Annotated in this window: 24 protein-coding genes; 16 read left to right on the forward strand and 8 right to left on the reverse strand. The window is 49.2% G+C overall.

The window, feature by feature from the left end:
• Window positions 1–14: 14 nt before the first annotated feature.
• The gene (locus VNQ80_RS18710; RefSeq protein ID WP_325641536.1) at window positions 15–905 is read right to left on the reverse strand and encodes a LiaF transmembrane domain-containing protein; all 891 of its coding nucleotides are present in this window, start codon (window positions 903–905) and stop codon (window positions 15–17) included.
• Between the two features lie 291 nt (window positions 906–1196).
• Between VNQ80_RS18710 and VNQ80_RS18715 the strand changes: the two genes are divergently transcribed.
• Both VNQ80_RS18715 and ypfJ read left to right on the forward strand, forming a co-directional pair.
• A complete protein-coding gene (locus VNQ80_RS18715) occupies window positions 1197–1535 on the forward strand; it encodes a DUF3276 family protein (protein WP_325641538.1) in 339 nt (112 codons plus the stop codon).
• A gap of 83 nt (window positions 1536–1618) precedes the next feature.
• Complete coding sequence (gene ypfJ / locus VNQ80_RS18720; RefSeq protein WP_325641540.1) at window positions 1619–2479, forward strand: KPN_02809 family neutral zinc metallopeptidase; 861 nt, start codon at window positions 1619–1621, stop codon at window positions 2477–2479.
• A 9-nt stretch (window positions 2480–2488) separates the two neighbouring features.
• Here the strand turns inward: ypfJ and VNQ80_RS18725 are convergent, their stop codons facing one another.
• Window positions 2489–3487, reverse strand: a complete 999-nt coding sequence (locus tag VNQ80_RS18725; protein WP_325641542.1) for an acyl transferase — start codon at window positions 3485–3487, stop codon at window positions 2489–2491.
• Window positions 3488–3521: 34 nt separating this feature from the next.
• On the opposite strand from VNQ80_RS18725, the gene VNQ80_RS18730 reads away from it, so the two are divergent.
• Both VNQ80_RS18730 and VNQ80_RS18735 read left to right on the forward strand, forming a co-directional pair.
• A complete protein-coding gene (locus VNQ80_RS18730; protein WP_325641544.1) occupies window positions 3522–4034 on the forward strand; it encodes a hypothetical protein in 513 nt (170 codons plus the stop codon).
• Window positions 4035–4247: 213 nt separating this feature from the next.
• Complete coding sequence (locus VNQ80_RS18735) at window positions 4248–4448, forward strand: DUF5808 domain-containing protein (protein WP_325641546.1); 201 nt, start codon at window positions 4248–4250, stop codon at window positions 4446–4448.
• Here the strand turns inward: VNQ80_RS18735 and fabG are convergent.
• Entirely contained in the window at window positions 4445–5188 is a 744-nt protein-coding gene (gene fabG, locus VNQ80_RS18740) for a 3-oxoacyl-[acyl-carrier-protein] reductase (RefSeq protein WP_325641548.1), read from the reverse strand. The genes VNQ80_RS18735 and fabG overlap by 4 nt on opposite strands.
• Before the next feature lie 244 nt (window positions 5189–5432).
• Between fabG and VNQ80_RS18745 the strand changes: the two genes are divergently transcribed.
• A complete protein-coding gene (locus VNQ80_RS18745; protein WP_325641550.1) occupies window positions 5433–7721 on the forward strand; it encodes a GH92 family glycosyl hydrolase in 2289 nt (762 codons plus the stop codon).
• Between the two features lie 15 nt (window positions 7722–7736).
• Here VNQ80_RS18745 and VNQ80_RS18750 read toward each other — a convergent pair whose 3' ends face one another.
• The gene (locus VNQ80_RS18750) at window positions 7737–8603 is read right to left on the reverse strand and encodes an AraC family transcriptional regulator (RefSeq protein WP_325641552.1); all 867 of its coding nucleotides are present in this window, start codon (window positions 8601–8603) and stop codon (window positions 7737–7739) included.
• A gap of 106 nt (window positions 8604–8709) precedes the next feature.
• Between VNQ80_RS18750 and fucP the strand changes: the two genes are divergently transcribed.
• The 7 genes from fucP to VNQ80_RS18785 all read left to right on the forward strand — a co-directional run bounded on the left by fucP (window position 8710) and on the right by VNQ80_RS18785 (window position 15389).
• Window positions 8710–9963: an L-fucose:H+ symporter permease gene (gene fucP / locus VNQ80_RS18755; RefSeq protein ID WP_325641554.1), complete on the forward strand. Its 1254-nt coding sequence runs from the start codon at window positions 8710–8712 to the stop codon at window positions 9961–9963.
• Window positions 9964–9966: 3 nt separating this feature from the next.
• On the forward strand, window positions 9967–10308 hold the full coding sequence (locus VNQ80_RS18760; protein ID WP_325641556.1) for an L-rhamnose mutarotase: 342 nt from the start codon (window positions 9967–9969) through the stop codon (window positions 10306–10308).
• A gap of 4 nt (window positions 10309–10312) precedes the next feature.
• The gene (locus tag VNQ80_RS18765; RefSeq protein WP_325641558.1) at window positions 10313–11974 is read left to right on the forward strand and encodes an altronate dehydratase family protein; all 1662 of its coding nucleotides are present in this window, start codon (window positions 10313–10315) and stop codon (window positions 11972–11974) included.
• Between the two features lie 80 nt (window positions 11975–12054).
• Window positions 12055–12822: an SDR family oxidoreductase gene (locus VNQ80_RS18770; protein ID WP_325641560.1), complete on the forward strand. Its 768-nt coding sequence runs from the start codon at window positions 12055–12057 to the stop codon at window positions 12820–12822.
• Window positions 12823–12902: 80 nt separating this feature from the next.
• Window positions 12903–13757: a fumarylacetoacetate hydrolase family protein gene (locus VNQ80_RS18775; RefSeq protein ID WP_325641562.1), complete on the forward strand. Its 855-nt coding sequence runs from the start codon at window positions 12903–12905 to the stop codon at window positions 13755–13757.
• 14 nt (window positions 13758–13771) lie between these two features.
• Window positions 13772–14602: an amidohydrolase family protein gene (locus VNQ80_RS18780; protein ID WP_325641564.1), complete on the forward strand. Its 831-nt coding sequence runs from the start codon at window positions 13772–13774 to the stop codon at window positions 14600–14602.
• A 4-nt stretch (window positions 14603–14606) separates the two neighbouring features.
• Entirely contained in the window at window positions 14607–15389 is a 783-nt protein-coding gene (locus tag VNQ80_RS18785; RefSeq protein WP_325641566.1) for an SDR family oxidoreductase, read from the forward strand.
• Between the two features lie 4 nt (window positions 15390–15393).
• Here VNQ80_RS18785 and VNQ80_RS18790 read toward each other — a convergent pair whose 3' ends face one another.
• Complete coding sequence (locus VNQ80_RS18790) at window positions 15394–16347, reverse strand: acetyl-CoA carboxylase carboxyltransferase subunit alpha (protein ID WP_325641568.1); 954 nt, start codon at window positions 16345–16347, stop codon at window positions 15394–15396.
• A 133-nt stretch (window positions 16348–16480) separates the two neighbouring features.
• Window positions 16481–16846 carry a hypothetical protein gene (locus VNQ80_RS18795; protein WP_325641571.1) on the reverse strand — a complete coding sequence of 122 codons (366 nt, stop codon included), beginning with the start codon at window positions 16844–16846 and terminating at the stop codon, window positions 16481–16483.
• A 1070-nt stretch (window positions 16847–17916) separates the two neighbouring features.
• On the opposite strand from VNQ80_RS18795, the gene VNQ80_RS18800 reads away from it, so the two are divergent.
• The 4 genes from VNQ80_RS18800 (at window position 17917) to VNQ80_RS18815 (ending at window position 21655) form a co-directional block, all read left to right on the forward strand.
• Window positions 17917–18429, forward strand: coding sequence for an META domain-containing protein (locus VNQ80_RS18800; RefSeq protein WP_325641573.1), 513 nt, complete (start codon window positions 17917–17919; stop codon window positions 18427–18429).
• A gap of 170 nt (window positions 18430–18599) precedes the next feature.
• Window positions 18600–18827, forward strand: a complete 228-nt coding sequence (locus VNQ80_RS18805) for a hypothetical protein (RefSeq protein ID WP_325641575.1) — start codon at window positions 18600–18602, stop codon at window positions 18825–18827.
• Window positions 18828–18918: 91 nt separating this feature from the next.
• Complete coding sequence (locus tag VNQ80_RS18810) at window positions 18919–21105, forward strand: glucoamylase family protein (RefSeq protein WP_325641577.1); 2187 nt, start codon at window positions 18919–18921, stop codon at window positions 21103–21105.
• A gap of 25 nt (window positions 21106–21130) precedes the next feature.
• Entirely contained in the window at window positions 21131–21655 is a 525-nt protein-coding gene (locus tag VNQ80_RS18815; RefSeq protein WP_325641579.1) for an OmpA family protein, read from the forward strand.
• A 7-nt stretch (window positions 21656–21662) separates the two neighbouring features.
• Here VNQ80_RS18815 and murI read toward each other — a convergent pair whose 3' ends face one another.
• Window positions 21663–22478, reverse strand: coding sequence for a glutamate racemase (gene murI, locus VNQ80_RS18820; RefSeq protein ID WP_325641581.1), 816 nt, complete (start codon window positions 22476–22478; stop codon window positions 21663–21665).
• A 112-nt stretch (window positions 22479–22590) separates the two neighbouring features.
• On the reverse strand, window positions 22591–24009 hold the full coding sequence (locus VNQ80_RS18825; RefSeq protein ID WP_325641583.1) for a glycoside hydrolase family 125 protein: 1419 nt from the start codon (window positions 24007–24009) through the stop codon (window positions 22591–22593).
• Between the last annotated feature and the right edge of the window lie 102 nt (window positions 24010–24111).

Below are 24111 nucleotides of genomic sequence, written 5' to 3' on the forward strand. Positions count from 1 at the left end.
ATAGTCGTCGCCGGTTAAATATTTTTTATCGTGATCCCCCCGAACAGGGAGGTCCCTTTGATATAAACGACTTTCTGGTCGTCATAGGGTGTGCCCTGCGAAAAGCGTCGGTCGTCCACCTCACCGAATACGGATACGACTTCAGATTGGATTTTCCAGTGTGCTGGTACAATGATTTTTGTCCCGGCAAACAGTTGGAACACATCGATAACGATGGGTTGCTGGATGTCGGCTTGGATGAGGTTTACATCGGTGCCGCCGCACACGTTCACGATTTCGCCGCCTTGGAAGCGTTTCGAAATCACGGTTTTTTTGACATCGCTGAATACGGCAGTAGATTTGAGGTAATCGTCGTTGGTGAGGCCGCTTGTGTCACCATAAACCGTATCCTTGTCGCCGAAAGGGTGGTTTTCATCGAACGTTGTTTCATGAAAAGCAGTAGCCCCGCTGTTCACGGGGCCGTCGGGTTCGTCCTTTACGCGCTTATCCCACTCGTAATCACCGTACCGCTCGCGGAATCGTCGGCGCCTATCCCGTCTCGGCGGACAGGGGCCACCCTTTCCCCGGCCCGTGAGCAACCACAGGCCGACGCCGATGATCACGGCAGGCCATATAAATGCGCCGATATCGAAATCGGTCATGTTTCTGATGAGGAAGAAGGCTCCCAACCCCAATAGAATGTATGACGCCGGGTTACGGAAATTGGAATTACCACCAATAATGAGGCCTACCACGACGAGTATCATGGGCCACATATTGTCCCAATTAAATAGCCAATGGGGGAAAAGCCAATCGAGCCCCAGTCTGCCGGCGAGCAATATCGTTCCGATACCGATGATGATGGCTCCTGCCCATACGCGGCCCGTGCTGGAATGCTGTTTTACTGGTTGGCGTTGTTCGTTCATTATCTTGTTTTTTATAAAGTCGCTAACTGAAATCGTTGCAATGCGTTGTTTTCGTAGAACCAAAGGTATAGCGAATAAACACGTTCTGCAACATGGATTAGGCAACAAGCGGTATTTTCTCGGTAAATGGCGCTTTTATCTCGGTAAAACAAAGCCGGCTAGCTCAACAGACCGCCTGATTTGGTGCGAGTAAGGTGATTTGTACAAATTGGGTTAAATACTTGTATTAATCGACTAAATTACTTTATATTTATCCCGATTCTGAGAATGTAAAAAAATAATAGCTTAACAATGGGAGATTTTGACAACAAAGAGCGTGAAGAGGTATTTTCAAAAAAGGTAAGGGCTGGTAAGCGCACTTATTTTTTCGATGTAAAGGCAACCCGGTCCAACGACTACTATGTTACCATCACAGAAAGCAAGAAGCGGTTTGAAGACGGGGTGTTCATCAAACATAAGATTTTTCTGTACAAGGAAGATTTCGAGAAGTTTGCCGAAGGGCTTGGCGATGTGGTCGAATACATCAAAGCCCATCAAGAAGTGGTTGAAAAGCGGTATGAGCCGGGATTCGAAAGCAATGGGGTAGGTTTAGCTGAAAACACAGAATCAAAAGACGATTTTTCGTTTTAAGTTGACAACAATAATGTATTGATAATGAACTGAGCCTTACACCACCGTGAGGCTTTTTTTGATGACCAATAAATTAAACCATTATGCGTTGGAAAGGCGGGAGAAAAAGCGGTAATTTCCAAGACCGGCGGGGGATGTCGTCGGGAGGGAAACTGGCATTGGGCGGTGTTGGTGGCATCGTTGTACTGCTACTCGGGCTGCTTCTTGGCGGTGATCCGCAGGACCTACTGCAGCAGCTGCAAGTGACCGGTATGCAGCAAGTGGAGGGGCCTGTTGAGATCAGTGCGGAGGAAGCTGAGCTCACGGAGTTCGTACAAGTGGTGCATACGAGTGTGGGGGATGTTTGGGAAGAAATCTTTCGCCGCGAGCGTTTGCAGTTCCGTCCGGATACGTTGGTCGTCTATTGGGATCAAACCCCCACGGATGGCTGTGGCATGGGGGCGTCGGCATATGGTCCCTTTTATTGCCCCGCAGACGAAAACGTCTATATCGACCTCAGTTTCAACGAGGAGTTGAGGAATCGCTTTGGGGCCACGGGCGAGTTTGCTATGGCGTACGTTATCGCCCATGAGGTTGGCCACCACGTGCAAAACCTACTGGGAGCCATGGACAAGGTAAACCGCGCCAGGCAGCAGCTCAACGAAAAGGACTATAACAAAGTTCAGGTGATGTTGGAGCTCCAAGCCGATTTTTACGCTGGCGTGTGGGCGCACCATGCAAATCGGACATCGGATGTACAGTTGGAATACAACGATATTATCGACGGTATGAAGGCGGCGGAAGCTGTTGGCGACGACAGGTTGCAGATGCAGGCGCAGGGGAAAGTGGTTCCCGAAGCTTTCACGCACGGTACATCTGAACAACGGGCATATTGGTTTAAGAAGGGCTATGATACGGGTGATATCCGGCAGGGCGATACGTTTAACGACCCAAGCCTGCAGTGAAGACAATCTTTATTGCACCAGTAGGTTGCACCCCCTGATATCACTCTGGTCAAAACGGCCCAGTACTTCAAACGACCCATCGGCGTATTTCCGACCCAGATCCTGCGTAGCTAGGAATGCACATGAACGGATATTGGCCAAGTCGATGATATTGAGGGCTCCGGTGCGATTTGCCGGCAACAAGGTGAAGGGGTCGTTGGTATCGCGGATGTAGCTATTCATCCATGGTGGACAATGGAACCGGCCGCCGCCTGCGGAATAGGCTTGTGATAACAGTTCCGTCATTCCATATTCGGAATGGATTGAAGCTACGTTGAGCCCCCGGCATAGCTGCTCGTGCACTTCCTCCCGGATCATCTCCCGTCGCCGGCCCTTCATGCCACCCGTTTCCATAACGATGAGCTGCGGGAAGTCGATCGCCTGGTTTTCCACAAAATCGAGTAGCGCGTAGGTGACACCGATAAGCAGCGTTGGTGTATTTGCCATTTTCAGTTCGTGCAACGCGCGGTGTAAGTCGTCGTGGTTGTATAAGAAGTAGCCGCTTAGCGGATGCCCGCTTTGCCGAATCAGGTCGTCGACCATGTAGATCAGCGACGAGCCTTCCCGCTCGGAATAAGATGGAAGCAACGCTAAAATAGCCATATTTTCGGGTTCACCATAAAATTGGCTAAACGTGGATCGGAAACTATGTTTATATATGTTGACATCGGTCACGTAATGCTTGCTTTGCAAACTACCGGTAGTACCCGAACTGGTGAAAACAAGCTGTGGCTCCCGTGGCCCTGTGATCACTCGGTGGCTCTTGAAAAATTCAATAGGTAAAAAAGGAATCTGTTCAGGATGCCGTATTTCGGTAGGGTCTACATGGATTAACGACAAGTACTTGTTATAAACCGCACATTGTTGGGCCTGGAGATAAAATGTTTTCATGCATACCTCGTCAAATGCTTGACGCGTCCGTATGGAGAAGATTTCCTCAGGTAGCAGGTATGGCATTCCGGTATTCATCCCCGCAAAGGTAGTGTTTTAGTAGATCGTTTTGATGATGAGGTTGAGGGAGAACGGGAAGAAGAACGAAGTGATTGAGATGAGGAGAGCCAATAAGGAGCTGCTCAACAGCATCTTGGGGCAGCGGCGGCAGGTGTCGTACGGCACGGGGCTGGAAGTGATCAACAGTTCGCTTAGCGAACTGAGTGTCACCTACAAAATGGGGTGGAACCGTTGGGACAACGAACTGATCGGTGGTATAAGGAACCGGGTGGCAAACCAGACGCACGGTTTGGATGTGGCATTCTTTCCCTGGGAAGCACACAGCCTGATGGCAAACGGTGCATATTACCTGACGGATCTCCCGGGGCTGGATAATCAGCTGTTCATCGATGGAACGTATCGATGGACGGTCAGTAAATGGAAAATAGACATCGAAGCGAGTTGCATCAATCTGCTCAACAACAATCGGTACATCCGCCGGTCCAACTCAGACTACGCGGTTACGGAAAGCTATTTCGACCTCCGCCCCAGGCAGTTTCTGCTATCAACGCGGTTTAAGTTTTAGTAAGATGGGGATAGGTGCCCCTCCATCATTGTAGTTGCAAGAGGTTCTTTTCAGGTATATTTGCGTTGTTACCCTGGCTTAAACTTTATATCTTTCCTCTATAAAAGTTATTTCTCCATGGCAGAGGAGAGACCGACAAATTCCTTTTATATGCAACGCAATTATATTGCATATAGATAGAAATTTATCTAAGTTTGAATAACAACTGTTATTATGGACAACAGATACCATCCCAAACATTGGAAAATGGGATTTATTTACGTGAATTCAAAAGACCCTTCGTTGATGGTACCTAAGCTCAACGATTTGGGTTGGACGTTGAATTTTGGCCACAAAGCGTTATCCCGTTATCTGCTCATTGTCTTGATACTTCTGGCTGTTTATATGGCCGTACGTTACTATTGTACCGCCTAAAGCATGCCGCCACAAACCGAAAGTACCTGTCCGTTGATGTACGCCGATAAGTCCGATGCGAGGAACAAACAGGCATTAGCCACATCCTCGGTTTCGCCCGCACGTTTCAGGGGGATATCCTTTTCCCATCCTTCCACGACCTTAGGGTCCAGTACATCGGTCATTTCCGTGCGGATAAAACCCGGTGCGATCACATTGGTGCGGATATTCCGCGATCCCAATTCCTTCGCTACCGACTTGGAAAAGCCGATGATACCCGCCTTGGATGCCGCGTAGTTCGCTTGCCCGGCATTTCCCTGTACGCCAACAACCGAACTCATATTGATGAATACACCTTTACGGTTTTTCATCATGATCCGCGAGGCCGCTTTGGTAACGTTAAACACCGATTTAAGGTTCACTTCAAGTACGTCGTCCCATTGGTCCTCAGTCATACGGAGCAGCAAACCGTCTTTGGTGATGCCCGCATTGTTAACTACGATATCGAGGGTTCCGAACTCCGATACGATGTCGTTGATGAGTTGTTCGGCCGCTTCGAATTTGGAGGCATCCGAACGATAACCTTTTATTTTTGTGCCATGGGTCTGCAATTCCTGCTCCAATGCTTGCCCCTTTTCTACAGAAGACAGGTAGGTGAATGCCACGTTTGCACCTTGCTCGGCAAACTTCTCGGCTATGGTACGGCCGATGCCTTTCGAGGCCCCGGTGATGAGTGCGGTCTTTCCTTCAAGTAACTTCATAATTCGCTGTTTCTATGCGTTTGGATTTCTGTTGCAAACTTAGCTAAATTTGCATAAAGATGCGAATGATTCGCATCAGTCTGCTTTCATCGGTGCTCATGATTGCTTCGCTATTTAGCGATCGCTCTGCTGCCATGATTTATTTAGGTGCTAAATACTTTTAGCGTTTTCGTTTTCCGATATTTTTATCATATTAGCAGACGATAATGTATTTTGACAATATAAATCCTAGAACAAACGCTAAATGAAATCACCATTGACCCTTTTGTTTTCGCTGTTCACGCTGATTGTTTCCGCACAGGAAGTGAGCCGTGTCGAAAACCCATTGGACTATGTAAATACACTGATGGGAACCCAATCCGTGCACTTGCTTTCCAACGGCAATACCTATCCGGCCATTGCACGGCCTTGGGGAATGAATTTCTGGTCGCCCCAAACCGGTAAAATGGGCGATGGATGGATGTATACGTACACCGCCGACAAGATACGCGGATTCAAACAGACGCACCAGCCATCGCCCTGGATGAATGACTACGGGCAGTTTTCCGTCATGCCAACGACTGGCAAGCAGACATTCGACGAAAATGAACGCGCAAGTTGGTTTTCACATAAGGCCGAGGTGGCGCAGCCACACTATTACAGTGTGTACCTCGCTGACCACGACGTGACCACCGAAATCACGCCCACCGAACGGGCAGCAAGGTTCCGTTTCACGTTCCCTCAAACGGATAGCGCATTTGTGGTCATCGACGCTTTCGACAAAGGGTCGTATATAAAAATCATCCCCGAGGAGAATACCATCATCGGTTATACCACGCGCAACAGCGGCGGTGTGCCAGACAATTTCAAAAATTACTTCGTGATGGTGTTCGATCAGCCGTTTGCTCATGCGGGCACTTTCGCCGATTCGGTGTTGGTAGACAATCGTATGGAAATACAGGCCAACCACGTAGGTGCAATAGTCGGGTTCCGTATTGCCAATCGGGGCGACCAAGTGCAGGCCAAGGTGGCCTCCTCGTTCATCAGCCATGAACAGGCCAAATTGAACCTTCGTGAAATTGGGAATAAGGATTTCGAAACCATCAAACAGGAAGGGGCGGATCAATGGAATGCGGAACTGGGTAAAGTACGCGTAGGCGGTGGCACGATCGATCAGGTGCGCACGTTTTATTCATGCTTATACCGGACCATCCTTTTCCCGCGGATGTTTTATGAGTATGATGCCGACGGCAACGTGATCCATTATAGCCCGTACAACGGTAAGGTGCTCCCGGGATATATGTTCACCGATACGGGTTTCTGGGATACATTCCGGGCGTTGTTTCCTTTCCTGAACCTGGTTTATCCGGAGGTCAATCAAAAGATGCAGGAAGGTCTGGCGAACACCTATAAGGAAGGCGGATGGTTGCCGGAATGGGCTAGCCCAGGGTACCGCAACATCATGGTGGGCAACAATTCGGCGTCGGTAGTTGCCGATGCCTACATCAAAGGGCTGCGGGATTACGACATCGAAAAACTGTACGAAGGCCTGCTGAAAGGGGCCAACAATGCGGGGCCCATCACCGCGGTGGGTAGAGCGGGCGCTGAGTATTATACAACACTCGGTTATGTTCCCTACGATGTGGGCATCAACGAGAATGCGGCCCGGACGTTGGAGTATGCGTATGACGATTTCGCGATATACCAGCTGGCAAAAGCGCTGAATCGGCCGGCCGATGAAATTGCCCTGTACCGTGAGCGGAGCTTCAATTATAAGAAGCTTTTTGATAAAGAGACTGGCCTGATGCGCGGAAAGAATAAAGATGGCAGTTTCCAAACGCCGTTCAACCCGTTCAAGTGGGGCGATTCATTCACCGAGGGCAACAGCTGGCACTACTCGTGGTCGGTTTTCCAGGATGTGGAAGGGCTTGCGCAATTGATGGGTGGGCACGATGCATTTGTGACCAAACTTGATTCCGTATTCTCCCTGCCGCCCGTATTTGACCACAGTTATTACGGCTTTACCATCCATGAGATCCGCGAAATGCAAATCGCCAATATGGGGCAGTATGCCCATGGCAACCAACCCATACAGCACATGATTTACCTGTACAACTACGCGGGTGCACCATGGAAAACGCAGTACTGGGTGCGCGAGACGATGGATCGCATGTACCTGCCCACACCGGATGGGTATTGCGGCGACGAAGATAACGGGCAAACCTCAGCTTGGTACGTGTTCTCGGCATTAGGGTTCTATCCGGTTACCCCGGCTACCGATGAATATGTGGTGGGTGCGCCGTTATTTAAAGAAGTGACCATTCAATTACCGAACGGGAAAACCATCGAAATCGAGGCGCCAAACAACGGCAAAGAGAACCGCTATATCCGGTCGGCAACATTAAATGGCGAAGATTACAGTCGGAACTACCTCAAGCATAGTGACCTAGTGAATGGTGCGAAGCTGCATTTCGACATGACCGACGAACCCAATAAGCGTCGGGGAACCGATGCCGATGATTATCCATTTTCATTGAGCTTGGAAAAGCAATAAGGGTCTTAACGACCACTATTTCAGATAAGCCCGCCGGTAATTCAGCGGGCTTTTTCCGGTTATTTGCTTGAAATATTTATGGAAGCCAGCAAAATTATGGAACCCGGTTTCAAAGCAAATCTCCTTGACACTGAGGTTGTTTTCAATGAGTAGCTTGCACGCATGGCCAACCCGTATCTCGATGAGGAACTGCGAGAATGTCTTACCGGTACGCGACTTGAAAAATCGGCAAAACGCATTGCTGCTCATGCCGGCCACCTCGGCAATTTCATCCAATGTGATCCGTTTGCGAAAATGTTGGAGTGCAAAATCATAAATGTTGTTTATGCGGTTATTTTCGCCCCGTTGGAAATGCGGCGTGAAGCCGACGGAAGAGAGGGGTTTGCGTTCTTTGGAATGGGCAATGGACGTAAGTGCTTCGATGAGGAGGATGATTCGCTTTGTACCTTCGGTTTCCAGTAATTCGGCAAGTAGTTTTTGTACGCTGGCACGGGCGGTGCCATACACGGCAATACCTTGTTTAGCCTCCTGAAGCAATTGTTTGACATTCGCGTTTTCAGGAAGTTCCAGGAAATCCGTGCCCCAGAAATCGTCGTTGAAATGGGCAACGCGCACGTCGGCTGCGCAAGTATCATCTTCAGCTAAATAACCACTGTCGAAACTCCAGTAATGGGGAAGGTTGGAGCCTATTAATATGACATCGCCCGACGCAAAATGGTGGATGCTGTCGCCGATGAATTGTGTGCCGCTGCCCTTTTCAAAATGGATGAGCTCCACTTCCCGGTGGTAATGCCACTGGTTGTTGGCATAAGGTACCGTATCCCGCCGAACACTGAACGAATGAGCAGGGCCGGTACTTACTTTTAGCAATTGAGGTTTCATGGTGCTAATATAGCTTAATATATCGCTAAAATCTCGGTAGCTATTGTGTGCTGAGTTTGTTTATTTTGCATGGTCTAAAAAATGATGACCAATTAGTAAACGCAATATGGCGAAGCGATATACGATGATTCCGGTGATACTGATCACTGCTTTGTTTTTTCTCTGGGGACTGGCCAATAACATGACCGATACGTTATTGGCAGCATTTAAAAGGATTATGTCAATGACGGATGCGCAGACGTCGTTGATACAAATGGCTTTTTATGGCGCGTACTTCGTATTGGCATTGCCTGCGGCATTATATATCAGGCGGTTCTCTTACAAATCAGGGATATTGCTGGGTTTGGGTTTATTTATTCTCGGCGCATTGTTGTTTTATCCGGCAAGCCAAACCATGGTATACGGCCATTTTTTGATGGCGTTGTTCGTGTTGGCAGGAGGTCTTTCCATTTTGGAAACCTCAGCAAATCCATTTATTTTAAGTTTGGGGTCGCCCGAAACAGCCACGCGCCGGTTGAACCTGGCACAATCGTTTAACCCTATTGGGTCGATTACGGGTGTGGTGCTGAGTAAATTTGTGATACTCTCCGCGCTTCATCAAGCGGGCGATGTGGAACGGGCTCAAATGAATCGTTCGGCATTGGAGCACATCCAGCAGGCCGAACTGTCGGCGGTCATGCAAGCTTATGTTGGGTTGGCGGTCTTATTGATGGTGGTTTGGATATTGATTAAAGTCGTGAGGATGCCGCAAGACACAGATACAGACCGCAGCGATGTACTGGCGGTATTTGGCCGGTTAGCCAAGAACAGAAACTATGTGTTTGGCGTCATAGCCCAGTTCTTCTACGTGGGGGCACAAATCGGCGTGTGGTCGTTTACCATCCGTTACGTTATGCAGGAGTTGCAGGTAAATGAAGAAGCCGCCTCCAATTATTACATCTTATCGTTGGTTTTCTTTATGCTTTTCCGCTTTATCAGTACAAGTCTGATGAGATTTATCAGGCCAACAAGATTATTGGTTGCGTTGTCAATCGTGGCGGTACTGCTGTGTTTGGTGGTATCTTTTACAGGTGGCCAAATCGGCGTTTATGCCTTGGTGGCTATTTCAGCTTGCATGAGCCTCATGTTCCCCACAATTTATGGTCTGGCGTGCGAAGGGCTTTCGGAAGATCGGAAAATCGGCGGCTCCGGTTTGATTATGGCTATCTTGGGTGGTGCGGTTTTGACGTATTTTCAAGGGTGGCTTTCAGACAGTTTAAGCAACATCAATATTTCCTATTTGGTTCCGATGGTGTGTTTTGCTGTTGTCGCAGCGTATGGGCTATTCCGTGAAACCACAAAAAAGATAATTAATCCCTAAAATATGAAACGATATGCATTAGCGCTCGATTTAAAAGACGATGCGCAACTTATTGCCGAATATGAGGAATTGCACCGGGCCATTGCTCCTGAGATTAGGCAATCCATCCTGGATTCGGGTATTACCCAAATGGAAATCTTCCGGTTTGCCGACCGCATGTTTATGATCATTGAGGCAGAGGATGATTTTTCGTTCGCCGAAAAGGCTGCGGCGGATGAGGCAAACCCGAACGTGAAAGCATGGGAACAGTTCACCTGGAAATTCCAGAAGGCGATACCCGGTGCCAAACCTGGGGAAAAATGGGTAGTAATGAATAAAATTTTCGAACTTAGCGCCAGTGAATAAACAGATGGATAATAAACAGTCCTTTTTACAGATACATCCCAGTGACAACGTGTTGGTTGCCTTGCGCGACCTACCCGCCGGCACGGAGATTGACTTCCATGGCGAGCGTTTTGCCTTAGTCAGCGGCGTGAAGGCCAAGCATAAGTTTACGATTGAACCCTTGGCCGAGGGGGGCGATGTACGCATGTACGGTGTGCTAGTAGGTAAAACCAACGCCGCATTGGCTAGGGGCGAAACGCTGACCACACAGAATATCCATCATGCTGCGGAACCCTTCGAATTGGGTGAGCGCCGACTGGAATGGCGGCAACCCGATGTGTCTGCTTTCGAAGGAGCGGGATTCATGGGATACCACCGGACCAACGGCACCGTAGGTACTGCCAATTATTGGTTGGTCATTCCCTTGGTGTTTTGCGAGAATCGGAATGTGCTCGTTATGAAGCGCGCATTGGAAGAGCGGTTGGGGTACGGCAAGCGCTCGCGCAATTATGAGCCCGAAGTCGAACAGCTTATCCGGTTGTACCAATCCGGAGCAACCATAGAAGACATCTTGAATGCGGATATTGCGGCATCGCAGGAGGGTGAAGGTGGTAAGCGGTTATTTGAGCACGTAGACGGCGTCAAATTCCTTAACCACGAGATGGGATGCGGCGGTACGCGCATCGATTCGGATGCGCTATGCGGCCTCCTTGCGGGATACATCACGCATCCGAATGTGGCGGGCGCGACCGTGTTGAGTTTGGGATGCCAGCATGCGCAGGCGTCGATACTCCGCGATGAAATCGCCAAGCGAGACCCTAAGTTCGACAAACCGCTTTATGTTTTTGAACAGCAATTGGTAGGGACGGAGACCGAACTGCTCCAACAGGCACTGAAACACACGTTTGCCGGTCTGATGCAGGCCAATCAGCAACGCAGGCAACCAGCACCGCTTAGCAAACTATGCATTGGGCTTGAATGTGGTGGATCCGACGGTTTTTCAGGCATATCCGCCAACCCGGCATTGGGCTACGTGTCTGATATGTTGGTGGCTTTGGGAGGCTCAGTTATCTTATCCGAGTTTCCGGAACTGTGTGGTGTAGAGCAGGAGTTGAGTGATCGGTGCGTGGATGAGGAAACGGCATTGCGGTTCATGGCGTTGATGAAGACCTATAACGATCGGGCGGAAGCGGATGGCTCCGGGTTTTACGCCAATCCATCTCCGGGCAATATCCGTGATGGATTGATTACCGATGCCATCAAATCGGCGGGGGCAGCAAAGAAGGGTGGAACTTCACCCGTAGCGGCCGTAGTCGATTACCCCGGCGTGGCTAATCAGCCCGGTCTGAACCTGTTGTGCACGCCTGGTAATGACGTGGAAAGCACAACCGCCGAGGTCGCAGCAGGAGCCAATGTCGTGCTATTTACCACGGGGTTGGGCACTCCAACCGGCAATCCGATTGCGCCCGTGATTAAACTGTCGACAAATACGAAACTTTACGAGCGGATGCCTGACATTATCGATATTAACTGCGGAACCATTATCGAAGGAACTGAAACCATTGAACAGGTAGCACATACGATTCTCCGTTACGTCATCGATGTAGCGAACGGCACGGTACAGCCCAAAGCTGTTCAATTAGGGCAGGATGATTTTATCCCGTGGCGAAGAGGGGTGTCTTTGTGATGTGAGACATTAGACGTGAGACATTAGGTATTAGACAACAGACTGGGTACTAAGTACTGAATACTAATTACTAAAAAACAATGACTAAAAGACTAGCTGGTAAGACAGCGATTATTACAGGAGGTGGTAGCGGCATCGGCCGTGCGATTAGCTGGCGGTTTGCGCAAGAGGGCGCTTCTGTCCATATCCTCGAATTGAACACCGGAGCCGCGGAAGAACTGGTTGCGGCAATCCACGATGCTGGAGGGCAAGCAGCGGTACATCCGTGCGACGTAAGCGTGCAACGGGACGTTCGGGACGTGATAACCGCCATTGGTGCAGTTGATATCCTGGTAAATAACGCAGGTATTGCCCACGTGGGAAATTTGGAGAACACCTCGGAAGACGATTTCGATCGGATTATCCGGGTTAATGTGAAGGGAGCTTACAATGTGCTGCACGCTGTGGTACCCCTTATGAAAGAACAGGGTGGAGGCACCATCCTCAACATGGCCTCGATAGCCGCTCTCGTTGGTATTACCGATCGTTTCGTGTATTCAGCCAGTAAAGGGGCCGTTCTTGCCATGACCTTATCGATAGCCCGGGATTACCTGCATGAAGGCATCCGATGCAACAGCATTTCGCCGGCACGTGTGCACACCCCGTTTGTGGATGGCTTTATCGCTAAGAATTACCCAGGCAAAGAGACTGAAATGTTTGAAACGTTGTCCAAAAGCCAGCCGATCGGCCGAATGGCCCAGCCGGAAGAAATCGCCTCCCTGGCATTGTACCTGTGCTCCGATGAAGCGGCCTTTATCACAGGTCATGATTACCCGATCGATGGCGGATTCGTCACGTTGAATAATTGACGCAAGGAGCAAGGCGTAAAGAGCAAGGAGCAAGGCGTAAAGAGCAAGGAGCAAAGAGTAAAGAGCAAAGAAGCAAAAAAATGAAATTAATCCGATACGGCGACCCCGGCCGTGAAAAGATAGGGGTACAACAAGACGGCATAAATTATGATGTTACTGCGTTTGGCGGAGACTATGATGAAGCGTTTTTTGAAAACAACGGCTTGGCTCGGTTGGAAGAGTTTGTCAAGGCCAATGAAGGTAAACTGATTGCCATACCCGAAGGAACCCGGATTGGGAGTCCGATAGCTCGCCCGTCGAAAATCCTGTGTATTGGGCTCAATTACCGCGACCACGCTAAGGAGACCGGGGCTACAATTCCCAGTGAACCCATTATATTCATGAAATCTACGACGTCTTTGTCCGGGCCGTTTGATGATATTATCATCCCGAAAAACTCCATCAAGACGGATTGGGAAGTAGAGTTCGGTATTGTTATCGGCAAGCGGGCTTCCTATGTTTCTGAAGCCGATGCGTTTGACCACGTGGCAGGATACGTGTTGCACAACGACGTTTCCGAACGTGAATTCCAATTGGAGCGGGGTGGCACGTGGGACAAAGGGAAAGGTTGCGATACCTTTGCACCGATTGGCCCGTTCCTGGCAACGAAAGACGAAATTCGGGACATCAACGATGTGCGGTTGTGGCTTACCGTGAACGGGACGACCTATCAGGATGGCAGTACGCGCGATCTCATCTTCAGCGTACCCTTTGTCATCAGTTACGTCAGCCAGTTTATGACGTTGCTGCCCGGTGACGTGATATCTACGGGAACGCCGGCAGGGGTAGGGCTGGGTTTCAATCCGCCCATCTATCTTAAGCCCGGCGACGTGGTTGAGTTGGGTGCCGACGGCCTGGGCTCGTCGCGCCAGGTTGTAAAAGCATACCCCGGCTAGCAAGCATCGCGCGCATGGATCGCATCGATAGTCACCAGCATTTCTGGCATTACCATCCCGTAAAAGAAGCATGGATTACGGACGATATGGCTGCTATCCAGCGCGATTTCCTGCCCAGCGACCTGAAACCGCTGATCGATGCCAACCGCGTGTCGGGATGCGTGGCTGTGCAGGCCGACCAGTCTGAGGCGGAAACGTCGTTTTTGTTGGCGCTTGCCGACCAATACCCGTTTATCAAGGGTGTTGTGGGGTGGGTAGATTTGCAAGCAGCGGATGTGGTGGATCGATTGGCCCATTTCTGCCGGTATCCTAAACTAAAGGGTGTTCGCCACATCGTACAAGGTGAGGCAGACCCGCGTTTTTTGTTGCGACCGGCATTTATGGCGGGTATTGAGGCATTGGGGCCGTACGGGCTTACCTATGATATCCTCGTGAAGCCGCATCAGCTCGATGCTGTAACCGAATTCGTCGCTAGTTTCCCTGCCCAGCCTTTTGTTATCGACCACTTGGCAAAACCCGACATCAAAGCCGGGCTGCAAGAACCATGGGCTACCCAGATAGCAGCGATCGCCAAAAACAATCAGGTTTATTGCAAACTATCGGGGATGGTCACCGAAGCCGATTGGACGGCTTGGAAGCCTGCGGATTTCGTATTTTACATCCAGCATATCCTCGAAGTGTTCGGTCCGCAGCGCATCATGTTCGGCTCCGATTGGCCGGTTTGCAACGTGGCCGCCCAGTACCATCGGGTGGTGGCACTGGTTGAGCAGGCGCTTGGCCACCTATCGCCCGACGACCAAGAACTGATTTGGCATCAAAATGCCGTTGATTTTTACCGTTTATAGAAACATGGACTTAAAACTGAAAGACAAGGTTATTGTCGTTACCGGCGGCGCCAAAGGAATTGGTAAAGGAATTGTGTTGGCGTTGGCCGCGGAAGGGGCTATCCCCGTTATTGTAGGGCGCAAACAAGCCGATAACGAGGAGGTGCAGCAAGCGGTAGTGGCAGCGGGTGGACAGGCGTTTTGCGTGGAAGCCGAACTGACCCGGCCCGAAGATTGCGAGCGTGCAATAGCCGATACCCTGACCCATTTTGGCCGTATCGATGGTTTGGTAAACAACGCGGGTGTAAATGACGGTGTCGGATTGGAGCACGGGAGCTATCAGCAGTTTGTGGATAGCCTCCATAAATCGCTGATCCATTATTACCTCTTGGCACACCATGCACTGCCGGCACTGAAAGAAAGTAAAGGTAGCATCGTCAATATCAGTTCGAAGACCGCTGAAACCGGCCAAGGGAATACTTCGGCATATGCGGCTGCTAATGGCGGGCGCAATGCGCTTACGCGAGAGTGGGCAGTTGAGCTGTTGAAATATGGTATCCGGGTGAACGCTGTTATCGTGGCCGAATGTTACACACCGTTGTATGACCGATGGATAAAGACGTTGCCCAATCCGGAAGAAACGTTAGCGAAAATTACGGATCGTATCCCATTGGGGCAGCGGATGACAACCACCGAGGAAATCGCCGACACTGTCGCATTCCTGTTGTCCGAACGATCGAGCCACACCACGGGCCAACTGATTTACGTGGATGGGGGGTATGTGCACCTTGACCGTGCAATTGATTAAGGGGTTATTCAACCACGACACCCATTTTGCTAAACTTGTCAATGCGGTCGCCAACCAATTGGTCGACCGCTTTCTTTTGAAGGACGGATAAATCGCGCAAGACCTGTTGTTTTACCGATTCGGCTATTTCTTGTGGGTTGTGATGGGCTCCACCGAGGGGTTCTTTGATGATGCCATCGATAAGACCGTTTTTTGACATGTCGGCAGCTGTCAGTTTCAATGCTTCCGCTGCCCGCTCTTTATAGTCCCAGCTACGCCAAAGGATGGAAGAGCACGACTCGGGCGAAATGACCGAATACCACGTATGTTCGAGCATGTACACCTTGTCGCCAACGCCGATGCCTAATGCACCGCCCGATGCCCCCTCGCCGATGATGATACAGATGATGGGCACTCTCAAAACGGCCATTTCCATGAGGTTCCGTGCAATAGCCTCTCCCTGCCCGCGCTCTTCGGCCTCTATTCCCGGGTAGGCGCCCATCGTGTCGATGAGGGTAACTACCGGCTTACCGAATTTTTCGGCAAGCTTCATCAGCCGCAGTGCTTTTCGGTAGCCTTCGGGGTTAGCCATCCCGAAGTTGCGGAACTGGCGCTCTTTAGTGTTTTTGCCTTTCTGGTGGCCGATGACCATCACGGACTGGCCGCCAATGGTGGCAAATCCGCCTACCAGGGCTTTATCATCGCGCACATTCCGGTCGCCATGGAGCTCAATGAAATCATCGCAGATCAGGTTGACATAGTCGAGGGTTTGGGGCCGATCCGGGTGGCGTGACATCTGTACCTTTTGCCAGCCCGTCATGTTATTGTATACCTCGTGCTTGGTCTTCTCCAGTTTGTCTTGCAATTCCGCCAAGGTAGCACTCATATCTACCTTCGTCTTATCAGCTACTTGGTTTACCTTCTCGATCTGCATCAGCAAATCGGCAATAGGTTTTTCAAAATCAAATGTTGTTTCCATACTTGCGGTATCGCGAAATCGGCTGCTAAGTTAGGGAATTGTCACGACTATTTAAAAATGTGGTGTCCCCTTATCTGTTATGGGAACCATTACCGATTAGGAGTTCCGTTGCTATTAACTGTCTTTTTTCCCATTAATTACTAAAACCTTTAGGAGCAGCAACAATATCATGTAAATAAAGGTATACCTCTTTTTTTCCGGTTGCATCCTCTGCCTCGAAAAACTTACCCGTAAACACAATATTTGAGGTCCCGACAGGTAAATTGATGGAATCAAGCAGTTCGGGATTACAGATTGTGGCTTTTTTTTGTTCGAATCGTCCACCGACTACAGCCGGAATGTAGTTTTCAAAGCTGACGATATGCCCCTCAAGTGTGCCACTTTTGGATTCTACTGCATAGGGTATGATCCCTGTATGTCCACAAAGGGACTCTACCCTAGGTGTTCCGCATGAGGCTATTAAAAATCCAAAGTTAATCGCAAGAACTAGGTTCTTCATGTCGTATTATTTACATAAATGATTTTAATCAGATTTTAAAATACAAACTATACGCCGAAAAACAAATTTAAAATCAAATTTTCTGTCAATAGATGGTGGTAGGTATAAACTAAGGTAAACTATTTATGGTTTTCAATCAAGGTTTGTTTCCCGCCCATTTGGAATCTGGGCGGCATTCTCACTTATACGGCTACAGGCCCAACAGTTTATGGGAGTGTACGTTTTCATAGTAGAATTATTTAAAAGATTATATAATTGTCAATTTACTCCTTTTTGTTTTCATCATAATAACCTGAACAACGAGTGAGCTCCTGTCAAATAATACCGGCCTTAATTCACGAAAATAGTTTTAACTTATAGGGAAAATAATATGTGCAAAAAGATAATTATTTATCAAATAATCGCTTTTCAAACTGACTGTGGTCACTTTGGGAAGAGACTTCGGAGAGTTTAAGAAACGAATTCGGAGACTTTGGCAACTCGCCCCGTTCAATTTTTAGTTAAAAAGGGGCGGAATTCGGAAGGCGAAAAAGACCATTTTCCAAATAAGGGCATTAAGAGCCCGTCTAAGCGCTTAAAATTTTGGATGACCTAAACCCTTCAAAATGAATTTGAAACTAAAATTAACTTTTGGTTAATAGGTGTTGAATGGGGTCATTTAGGTCCTTTTTCCGCGAAAGGCCTCCCGGAGCTTTGAGGCTAACTAATAACAGGGCAGCGCATGCCGTCGTTTGGCGACTAAAACCATTTTAAATAATCATTATAGGGGATACAGGTTGGCAAGTCGCTATCCGGGGGAAATACCCTTAAACCGCTCCAACCGCATATTGCCAACATGGTTGATTACTTGGCAGAATAAAAGCGGATCCCCTTGTCGCAATTCCATTCCCTACTCCGTTATACCAGATATAACCAAGTTAAGTTTACCGATGTCTGTCGTTTTTAACCGCCATCGGCCAATAGTTAATCTTGATAATCGTGCTGGTTTCTGTTTACTCGAATTAGGGGACGCTTTATACGCTCCTTCACGTCATCATAAATTGAATTGAAAAGGCCAAAAGACGTAGATCATGGAAAAGCAAATTGTTTTTAAACCGCGCCAAATCTTCTGGCTAATGTGTATAGCAGCACTGCCTTTGTTGGGAGCCTGCCAGAAGGAAAAAGAAATGGATGGAGAAGGAACTATACCGCTTAGTGAAATCCCCGACAACCCCGATTATCTCAACCTACCGTTAATCGGGACAGCATGGAAGCTGGTTGGCTTCGCTGATGAGAAAACCGAGACGATTAAATTAGTAGAACCGTCAGAAGGAAATCGCTATGTCCTTGTTTTCGAAAATAACGGTCGATTTTCAGGTATCTCATCGACAAATGAGATAGAAGGAGAATTTGATGTTAACATTTCGGAAAATGTGTTAAAAATAGAAAGGCTAGGAGGTACAAAGGTTAACGAAACCTCCTGTGGTAAACAATACATGTCTTTCCTAAGCTTGACCGAGCGATACGAAACTACTGAAAGGGGGCTGCTTTTATTTAACAATAGCACTACCTACTTGTTATATCATCCAATAGCGCGAAGCTGATAGTCCCCCTTTGAACTACTGATTATCTTTCTTCTTAAATCATAAAATTGAGGGTAGAGGATGGTAAAGCTCATAAAATACCGCTTAAAGTTCCCATTGTGGGGGCGGGTAATCCTTTGTTTATTTATTCTCGGTTGGGGAGAACTCCAATAGTTATATTAAACAACCCAATGAAAACGCGGGTCTCCAGCGGGATGGAACTCGCTTTGCTTGATGTATTCTTTCTCCGCATGGGGATATCCTATACGCCTGCGCGATGGACAAACCAGCGGTTTTGTTCTGCTGGATTCGGCATCCATCTGAACGGATTGGGAGTGGATTTTGCGTACCTGCTTCCTTATGAATCATACAGTCCCATAGCCAATACCATCAGGGTCGGTGTATCGTTAAGAAAATAGGTGTATCATTCGGCCAACAATCAATAGGCAATGGCTTGGTTTTTGCATTGACTTCTTCTGTTCATTAAAGTCATACATTTCGATTGCGTCTATGGTCAGATCTATTACCTTGTCTCTTCTGTTTTCGTGTATATCCGTCGTTGCTGCTCAAGCGGATACGTACCCCGGTGTATTGTTCGAAAACAGCATGCTAAAAGGGAATTATATGTACAGTAATGTCTACCACGACGACCAAAGTTGGGTCGAAAACGTGGCTGGGAGATTGCCTGTATCAGACTCTATTTTCTTTACACCTGGAAATTCCCTGTCGTTGAGATATGTGTCTGCCAAAAACGGCAGCTGGACGACACACGTTACTTTCCCGGAAGCGGTGAATCCCTACTTCCCCAATCCGGCAGACGTATTGACTTTCAAATTGTACGTCGTATCCAACACGGAGAGCAGCGCATTGCCCATACTCTCGCTGAAACAGCGTGATACCACCACCAGTGCCCTTGCGCTGTCGGACTACATCGACGAGTTCCGTACGAACATGTGGCTCGATGTACGCGTGCCGGTAAAAGCAATCGGGGGGCTGCTGATGGATCAGGCCATTGACGGTATCCAGTTGTCGCAAGGGTATGCTGCCGATACAACTACCCATTGGATGTATATTGATCAAGTGGAATTTGTTTCGGCAAACCCACCCCGGGTGAAACTTTCATCGCCTGCGGTACTTGCCTCCGCAACGGCATATGACCGTCATGTCGATCTGACGTGGCAGCTACCGCTGACGCCAAGCATCCGATACATCAAAATTTACCGTGCTGAAGATAAAGAGCATTTTGAACCGATAGCAATCCGGCCGGTATTTGTGCAGAAATATACCGATTTCGTCCCTTATCCGGAGCGGACCTATTTCTATAAAATTGCTTGGGTCGACTACGATTACCTCGAATCGCCGTTCTCCGAGGTGATTGAAGCAGCCACCCATACGGCCAGCGATAGCACATTGCTGGATTTCATACAGGCGGCCCATTTCAATTATTTTGTCGAACGTGCCGAGATAAATAGTGGGATGCATGCGGTTCATTTTGGTATAGACGACGCAACAGTATCGGTGATGGAAACGGGTTTAAGCATGTTGTCGCACGTTGTGGCGGCCGAACGTGGTTTTATATCCCGCAAGGCAGCAATTGATCGGCTGACGCGTATGATTAACTTCCTGGGAAAAGTGGAACGCTACCACGGTGCTTTCCCTGCGAAGATCGACGGGCGCACCGGGAAAGGGATTTTTGAAATAGACAGTGTCCCCGAGGGCGATCTGTCGGCAACGGCATTCCTCATGCAGGGCCTACTTGTTGCTCAACAGTATTTTGGCGTAGATAGCACCGAGGTCGGCGAGCTTACCGCCAAAATCGATACGCTGTGGGACGGTGTGGAGTGGAACGAATTTGTCGTGGCAGGCCAGCAGAATATCCTCTTGGACCGGTGGTCGCCGGTGTCCGGGTTCAAGCACGCGCGCCCTATGGGCGGATTCGGCCAGGATTTCATCAGCTACATCCTGGCGTTGGCATCACCGAGGTACTCGCTGCACCCCGATGCTTATGTCGAAGGGCTGGGTATACCGCGGGAACTGCTCGATTCGACCTACACCATGGAATTGGCTGAGAATAATTCGTTTGCGGTTGATGTCGGCGGCGATACCTCCACGACGTTGCCCCGCTACCACGAATTTAACTATACAGCTGATACGACAGTGTATGGTCTACCCATCACCGTAGGCTCCATCGACACCTCATTAATGGAAGCATACGTGCCGTTCTTTGCTTTTGACCCACGGGGCAAACGAGATACATTTACAGATTATTTTGCCAATAATGTGAACCTAGCAAATGCCACACGGCGACGTGACAATGAGCGGGGCTACGGTGGCTTTTCGACAAACATTTGGGGTACAACGGTGATCGGGGTCGACTCGGTAGGGGCCGACTCGGTAGGGGATATACACGCCATTAATCCGGCTATTGCGAGCGCAAGCTACGCCTATGTGCCCCAAAAGGCGCTATCATCGATTCGGGAGCTGTATGAGATGTACGGCTATGCCCTCTTCACGGAATATGGATTTCGCGAATGGATAGCTCCAAAAAGGAATGCCGTGGCGAGTGGGTATGATGCCTTGAACCAGGCTGCTGTTTTAGTAATGATTGAGAATGGACGCAGCGGCTTAATATGGAATCTTTTTGCCAGCCATCCGGATATACAAAAGGTCATTGGAAGTCATTTCAACATTGAATAATTACACTTAATCATCCGTTTACAACATGAAGAAATACATTGTCTTTTCGCTTTTAGTTGCTTTTTCAACGACACTCTTCTCCTGCAAAAACAAAAAGATGGCGGTTAATCCCGGCGCACAGGTGACGATCGACGGCACGCAGGACGGCCTACAACACGTGCAACGCGACTTTGAAGATGCTGCCATGACTGACCGTGGCATCATGGTTACGTTTGATTCGGATGTGTTGTTCCCGCTCAACTCGTCCTACCTGACCGATCAGGCCAAAGACGAAATCGATAAATTGGTCAATCTGCTAGCTGATTACCCGAATGCTTCGTTGATCGTAGATGGCCATACGGATGCTACCGGTACGGAAGAATATAATCAATGGCTGTCGGAGAAAAGGGCGGAGTCGGTGAAAAAGTACCTCGCTGACCATGGCATTCAGGCCAGTCGGATTACCACCAACGGTTACGGACAGGCCAAGCCGGTGGCAGCGAACAATACCAAAGAGGGCCGACAGCAAAACCGCCGAGTGGAAGTGACCATCGCCACCCCGAAGAAGTGAGCTAGGCCTATAGGGTCGTCACTTTGGCCGCTTTAACGGGCTTACCGTAGAAGGTTGCCGCCTTTTCCTCAAAATCTGCCGCATTATCCGTTGTAAAGAAACGGATAGTGCCTCCCTTGGTGCATTGCGCTTCCATATCTTGGTGGCGAAGCAGGTAATCGGCAAGGCTATCAGCCACCAGCTCACCCTGCGAAAGCAAACCGATATGGCTGGGTAGGAAACGCCGTATCAACGGATACAGCAGCGGGTAGTGGGTACATGCCAATACAACGGTATCGATATGCGGAGATCGCTGCAAGAGCCGATTGATTTCCCGTTCAACGAAATAGGCGGTACCAGGTGAGTCCAGTTCGCCATTTTCGACCAATGGCACCCACATTGGACAGGCCTGCTGATGTACGGATATATCCGGGTAGAATTTTTGAATTTCTATGGGATATGACATCGACTTGACCGTACCCGGTGTGGCTAAGATGCCGACATGCCGGGTGTTCGTATGCCGGCCAATCACCTCAGTAGTGGGACGTATAACGCCGAGTACCTTACGGCCCGGCTGCTTGGGCAAATCGTGCTGCTGGATGGTACGGAGGGCCTTTGCCGATGCCGTGTTACATGCCAAAACCACCAGGTGACAATTCATCGCAAAAAGCTCTTCAACACATTCCTTGGTATAGGCGTATACGGTTTCAAACGATCGCGTGCCGTAAGGTACGCGCGCATTGTCGCCCAAATATACATAGTCATACTGAGGCAGTTTGCGGACAATGTCACGGAATACCGTCAGCCCACCATAACCCGAATCGAATATACCTATTGGACCCATTTTTTTATATTAGACACCAGACATTAGACGCTAGACACCAGACATTAGACGCTAGACATTAGGCCATAAGACGCTGGGTACTTGTCTCTTGTCTAGTGTCTCTTGTCTAAGACTACTTCAACAAATATGGCTTTTCTTTATAGGTTTTCCACAAAAATTCACCAAATAATGTGTTTGCCCAAGCAAACCACGAGCGCGTGAATTTCTTGGGGTCATCTTTATGGAAAGACTCGTGCATAAAGCCCGTTTCGCCGTGGGTACGCTTCAATAAATCGATGCATTTTTTTATCTCATTGTCATCGATGGAGGTCAGCCCGCGCATCGTGATACCCATTGGCCAAATCATGTCTCTGCCGATGTGCGGTCCGCCTATCCCTTCAGCGGCCGAACCCTTAAAGAAAAATGGGTTGCCTGCCGATAATACATAAGCGCGCGTGCGCTGGTATATCGGGTCGTCTACTTCAACTGCACCGAGGTAAGGGAGCGAGAGAAGACTGGGGATGTTGGCATCATCCATCATCATATAGCTGCCGAAGCCGTCGACCTCATACGCGTATACGCGTCCATGCATGGGGTGGTCTACAATGCCATACTCCTTTACCGCGTGTTCCACCTCATTGGCAAGCTCAAGCAGTTCGAGCGCCAGCGCCTGTTCATTGGCGATGTTGGCGAGCATTTCGGCCGATTGGCGTAAGCTCACCACGGCGAACAGGTTGGAAGGGATGAGGAATGAGAAGACGGTCGCGTCATCGCTCGGCCTGAAGCTGGAACAGATCAGCCCCACGGGATTGACCGGATAACCGTATCCGTCTACCTGCAACGTGTCGGAGCCACGGGCGGTGGTGCGCTCAAAACGGTAAGGGCCGAGATTTTCTTTCCGTTGCTGTTCTTTAAACGTTTTCAAGATGTTGCGCTGCGCCGTCACCCATTCGCTGCCGAATGGTGCGGTGTCATCGGTTGCCTTCCAGTAGGCATAACCCAAACGAATGGTGTAGCAGAGCGAGTCGATCTCCCATTTACGTTCGTGGATGCCGGGCTTCATATCGGTATGGTCGCTGCCCCATTCACCCACCTTGGTGGGATCGTTATAAAACGCGTTGGCGTAGGGGTCTATATTGATGCATTCGCTTTGCTTATTCACGAGGCCGGCAATGAGCCGCTGCAGTTGGTTGTCTTCCGCCATAAAGGGTAGATAGGGCCATACCTGGGCGCAGCTGTCGCGCAACCACATGGCATCGATATCGCCAGTGATGACATAGGTATACGGCTTTCCGTCCTTATCTTCCGGATATACGGTGGTGTCTAATGTGTTCGGAAAACAATTTCCAAAAAGCCAGCCCAGTTCCTTATCCGCGGCGAATTGCTGGAATTCGCGGATCGCCCGTTCGATGGCTTCACTTGGAAAATGCCGTTCGCTTTGTGCAAGTCGCACGGTGGGGAATTCCTGCAATGCCGAAGCTAGCGAGAATTTGCCAGCCAACAAGCCAGCGCCGAGCAAGGAGGAGTTTTGGATGAATGTTCTTCGTTTCATGAGTAATCTATTTGGTTTGTTACTGTATATAAAACATCTTCTTGTTTTTTCGCGTTGCAATATGCGAAAAAAGTAGCAAACGGTAAGAGGCGGTTCTTGTGG

It is taken from the genome of Parapedobacter sp. (assembly GCF_035556095.1).
Lineage (GTDB): Bacteria > Bacteroidota > Bacteroidia > Sphingobacteriales > Sphingobacteriaceae > Parapedobacter.

Coding starts and splice junctions, on each gene's coding strand:
- VNQ80_RS18710 (WP_325641536.1), bottom strand. CDS start 905: ATGAACGAACAACGCCAACCAGTAAAACAGCATTCCAGCACGGGCCGC.
- VNQ80_RS18715 (WP_325641538.1), top strand. CDS start 1,197: ATGGGAGATTTTGACAACAAAGAGCGTGAAGAGGTATTTTCAAAAAAG.
- ypfJ (WP_325641540.1), top strand. CDS start 1,619: ATGCGTTGGAAAGGCGGGAGAAAAAGCGGTAATTTCCAAGACCGGCGG.
- VNQ80_RS18725 (WP_325641542.1), bottom strand. CDS start 3,487: ATGAATACCGGAATGCCATACCTGCTACCTGAGGAAATCTTCTCCATA.
- VNQ80_RS18730 (WP_325641544.1), top strand. CDS start 3,522: ATGATGAGGTTGAGGGAGAACGGGAAGAAGAACGAAGTGATTGAGATG.
- VNQ80_RS18735 (WP_325641546.1), top strand. CDS start 4,248: ATGGACAACAGATACCATCCCAAACATTGGAAAATGGGATTTATTTAC.
- fabG (WP_325641548.1), bottom strand. CDS start 5,188: ATGAAGTTACTTGAAGGAAAGACCGCACTCATCACCGGGGCCTCGAAA.
- VNQ80_RS18745 (WP_325641550.1), top strand. CDS start 5,433: ATGAAATCACCATTGACCCTTTTGTTTTCGCTGTTCACGCTGATTGTT.
- VNQ80_RS18750 (WP_325641552.1), bottom strand. CDS start 8,603: ATGAAACCTCAATTGCTAAAAGTAAGTACCGGCCCTGCTCATTCGTTC.
- fucP (WP_325641554.1), top strand. CDS start 8,710: ATGGCGAAGCGATATACGATGATTCCGGTGATACTGATCACTGCTTTG.
- VNQ80_RS18760 (WP_325641556.1), top strand. CDS start 9,967: ATGAAACGATATGCATTAGCGCTCGATTTAAAAGACGATGCGCAACTT.
- VNQ80_RS18765 (WP_325641558.1), top strand. CDS start 10,313: ATGGATAATAAACAGTCCTTTTTACAGATACATCCCAGTGACAACGTG.
- VNQ80_RS18770 (WP_325641560.1), top strand. CDS start 12,055: ATGACTAAAAGACTAGCTGGTAAGACAGCGATTATTACAGGAGGTGGT.
- VNQ80_RS18775 (WP_325641562.1), top strand. CDS start 12,903: ATGAAATTAATCCGATACGGCGACCCCGGCCGTGAAAAGATAGGGGTA.
- VNQ80_RS18780 (WP_325641564.1), top strand. CDS start 13,772: ATGGATCGCATCGATAGTCACCAGCATTTCTGGCATTACCATCCCGTA.
- VNQ80_RS18785 (WP_325641566.1), top strand. CDS start 14,607: ATGGACTTAAAACTGAAAGACAAGGTTATTGTCGTTACCGGCGGCGCC.
- VNQ80_RS18790 (WP_325641568.1), bottom strand. CDS start 16,347: ATGGAAACAACATTTGATTTTGAAAAACCTATTGCCGATTTGCTGATG.
- VNQ80_RS18795 (WP_325641571.1), bottom strand. CDS start 16,846: ATGAAGAACCTAGTTCTTGCGATTAACTTTGGATTTTTAATAGCCTCA.
- VNQ80_RS18800 (WP_325641573.1), top strand. CDS start 17,917: ATGGAAAAGCAAATTGTTTTTAAACCGCGCCAAATCTTCTGGCTAATG.
- VNQ80_RS18805 (WP_325641575.1), top strand. CDS start 18,600: ATGAAAACGCGGGTCTCCAGCGGGATGGAACTCGCTTTGCTTGATGTA.
- VNQ80_RS18810 (WP_325641577.1), top strand. CDS start 18,919: ATGGTCAGATCTATTACCTTGTCTCTTCTGTTTTCGTGTATATCCGTC.
- VNQ80_RS18815 (WP_325641579.1), top strand. CDS start 21,131: ATGAAGAAATACATTGTCTTTTCGCTTTTAGTTGCTTTTTCAACGACA.
- murI (WP_325641581.1), bottom strand. CDS start 22,478: ATGGGTCCAATAGGTATATTCGATTCGGGTTATGGTGGGCTGACGGTA.
- VNQ80_RS18825 (WP_325641583.1), bottom strand. CDS start 24,009: ATGAAACGAAGAACATTCATCCAAAACTCCTCCTTGCTCGGCGCTGGC.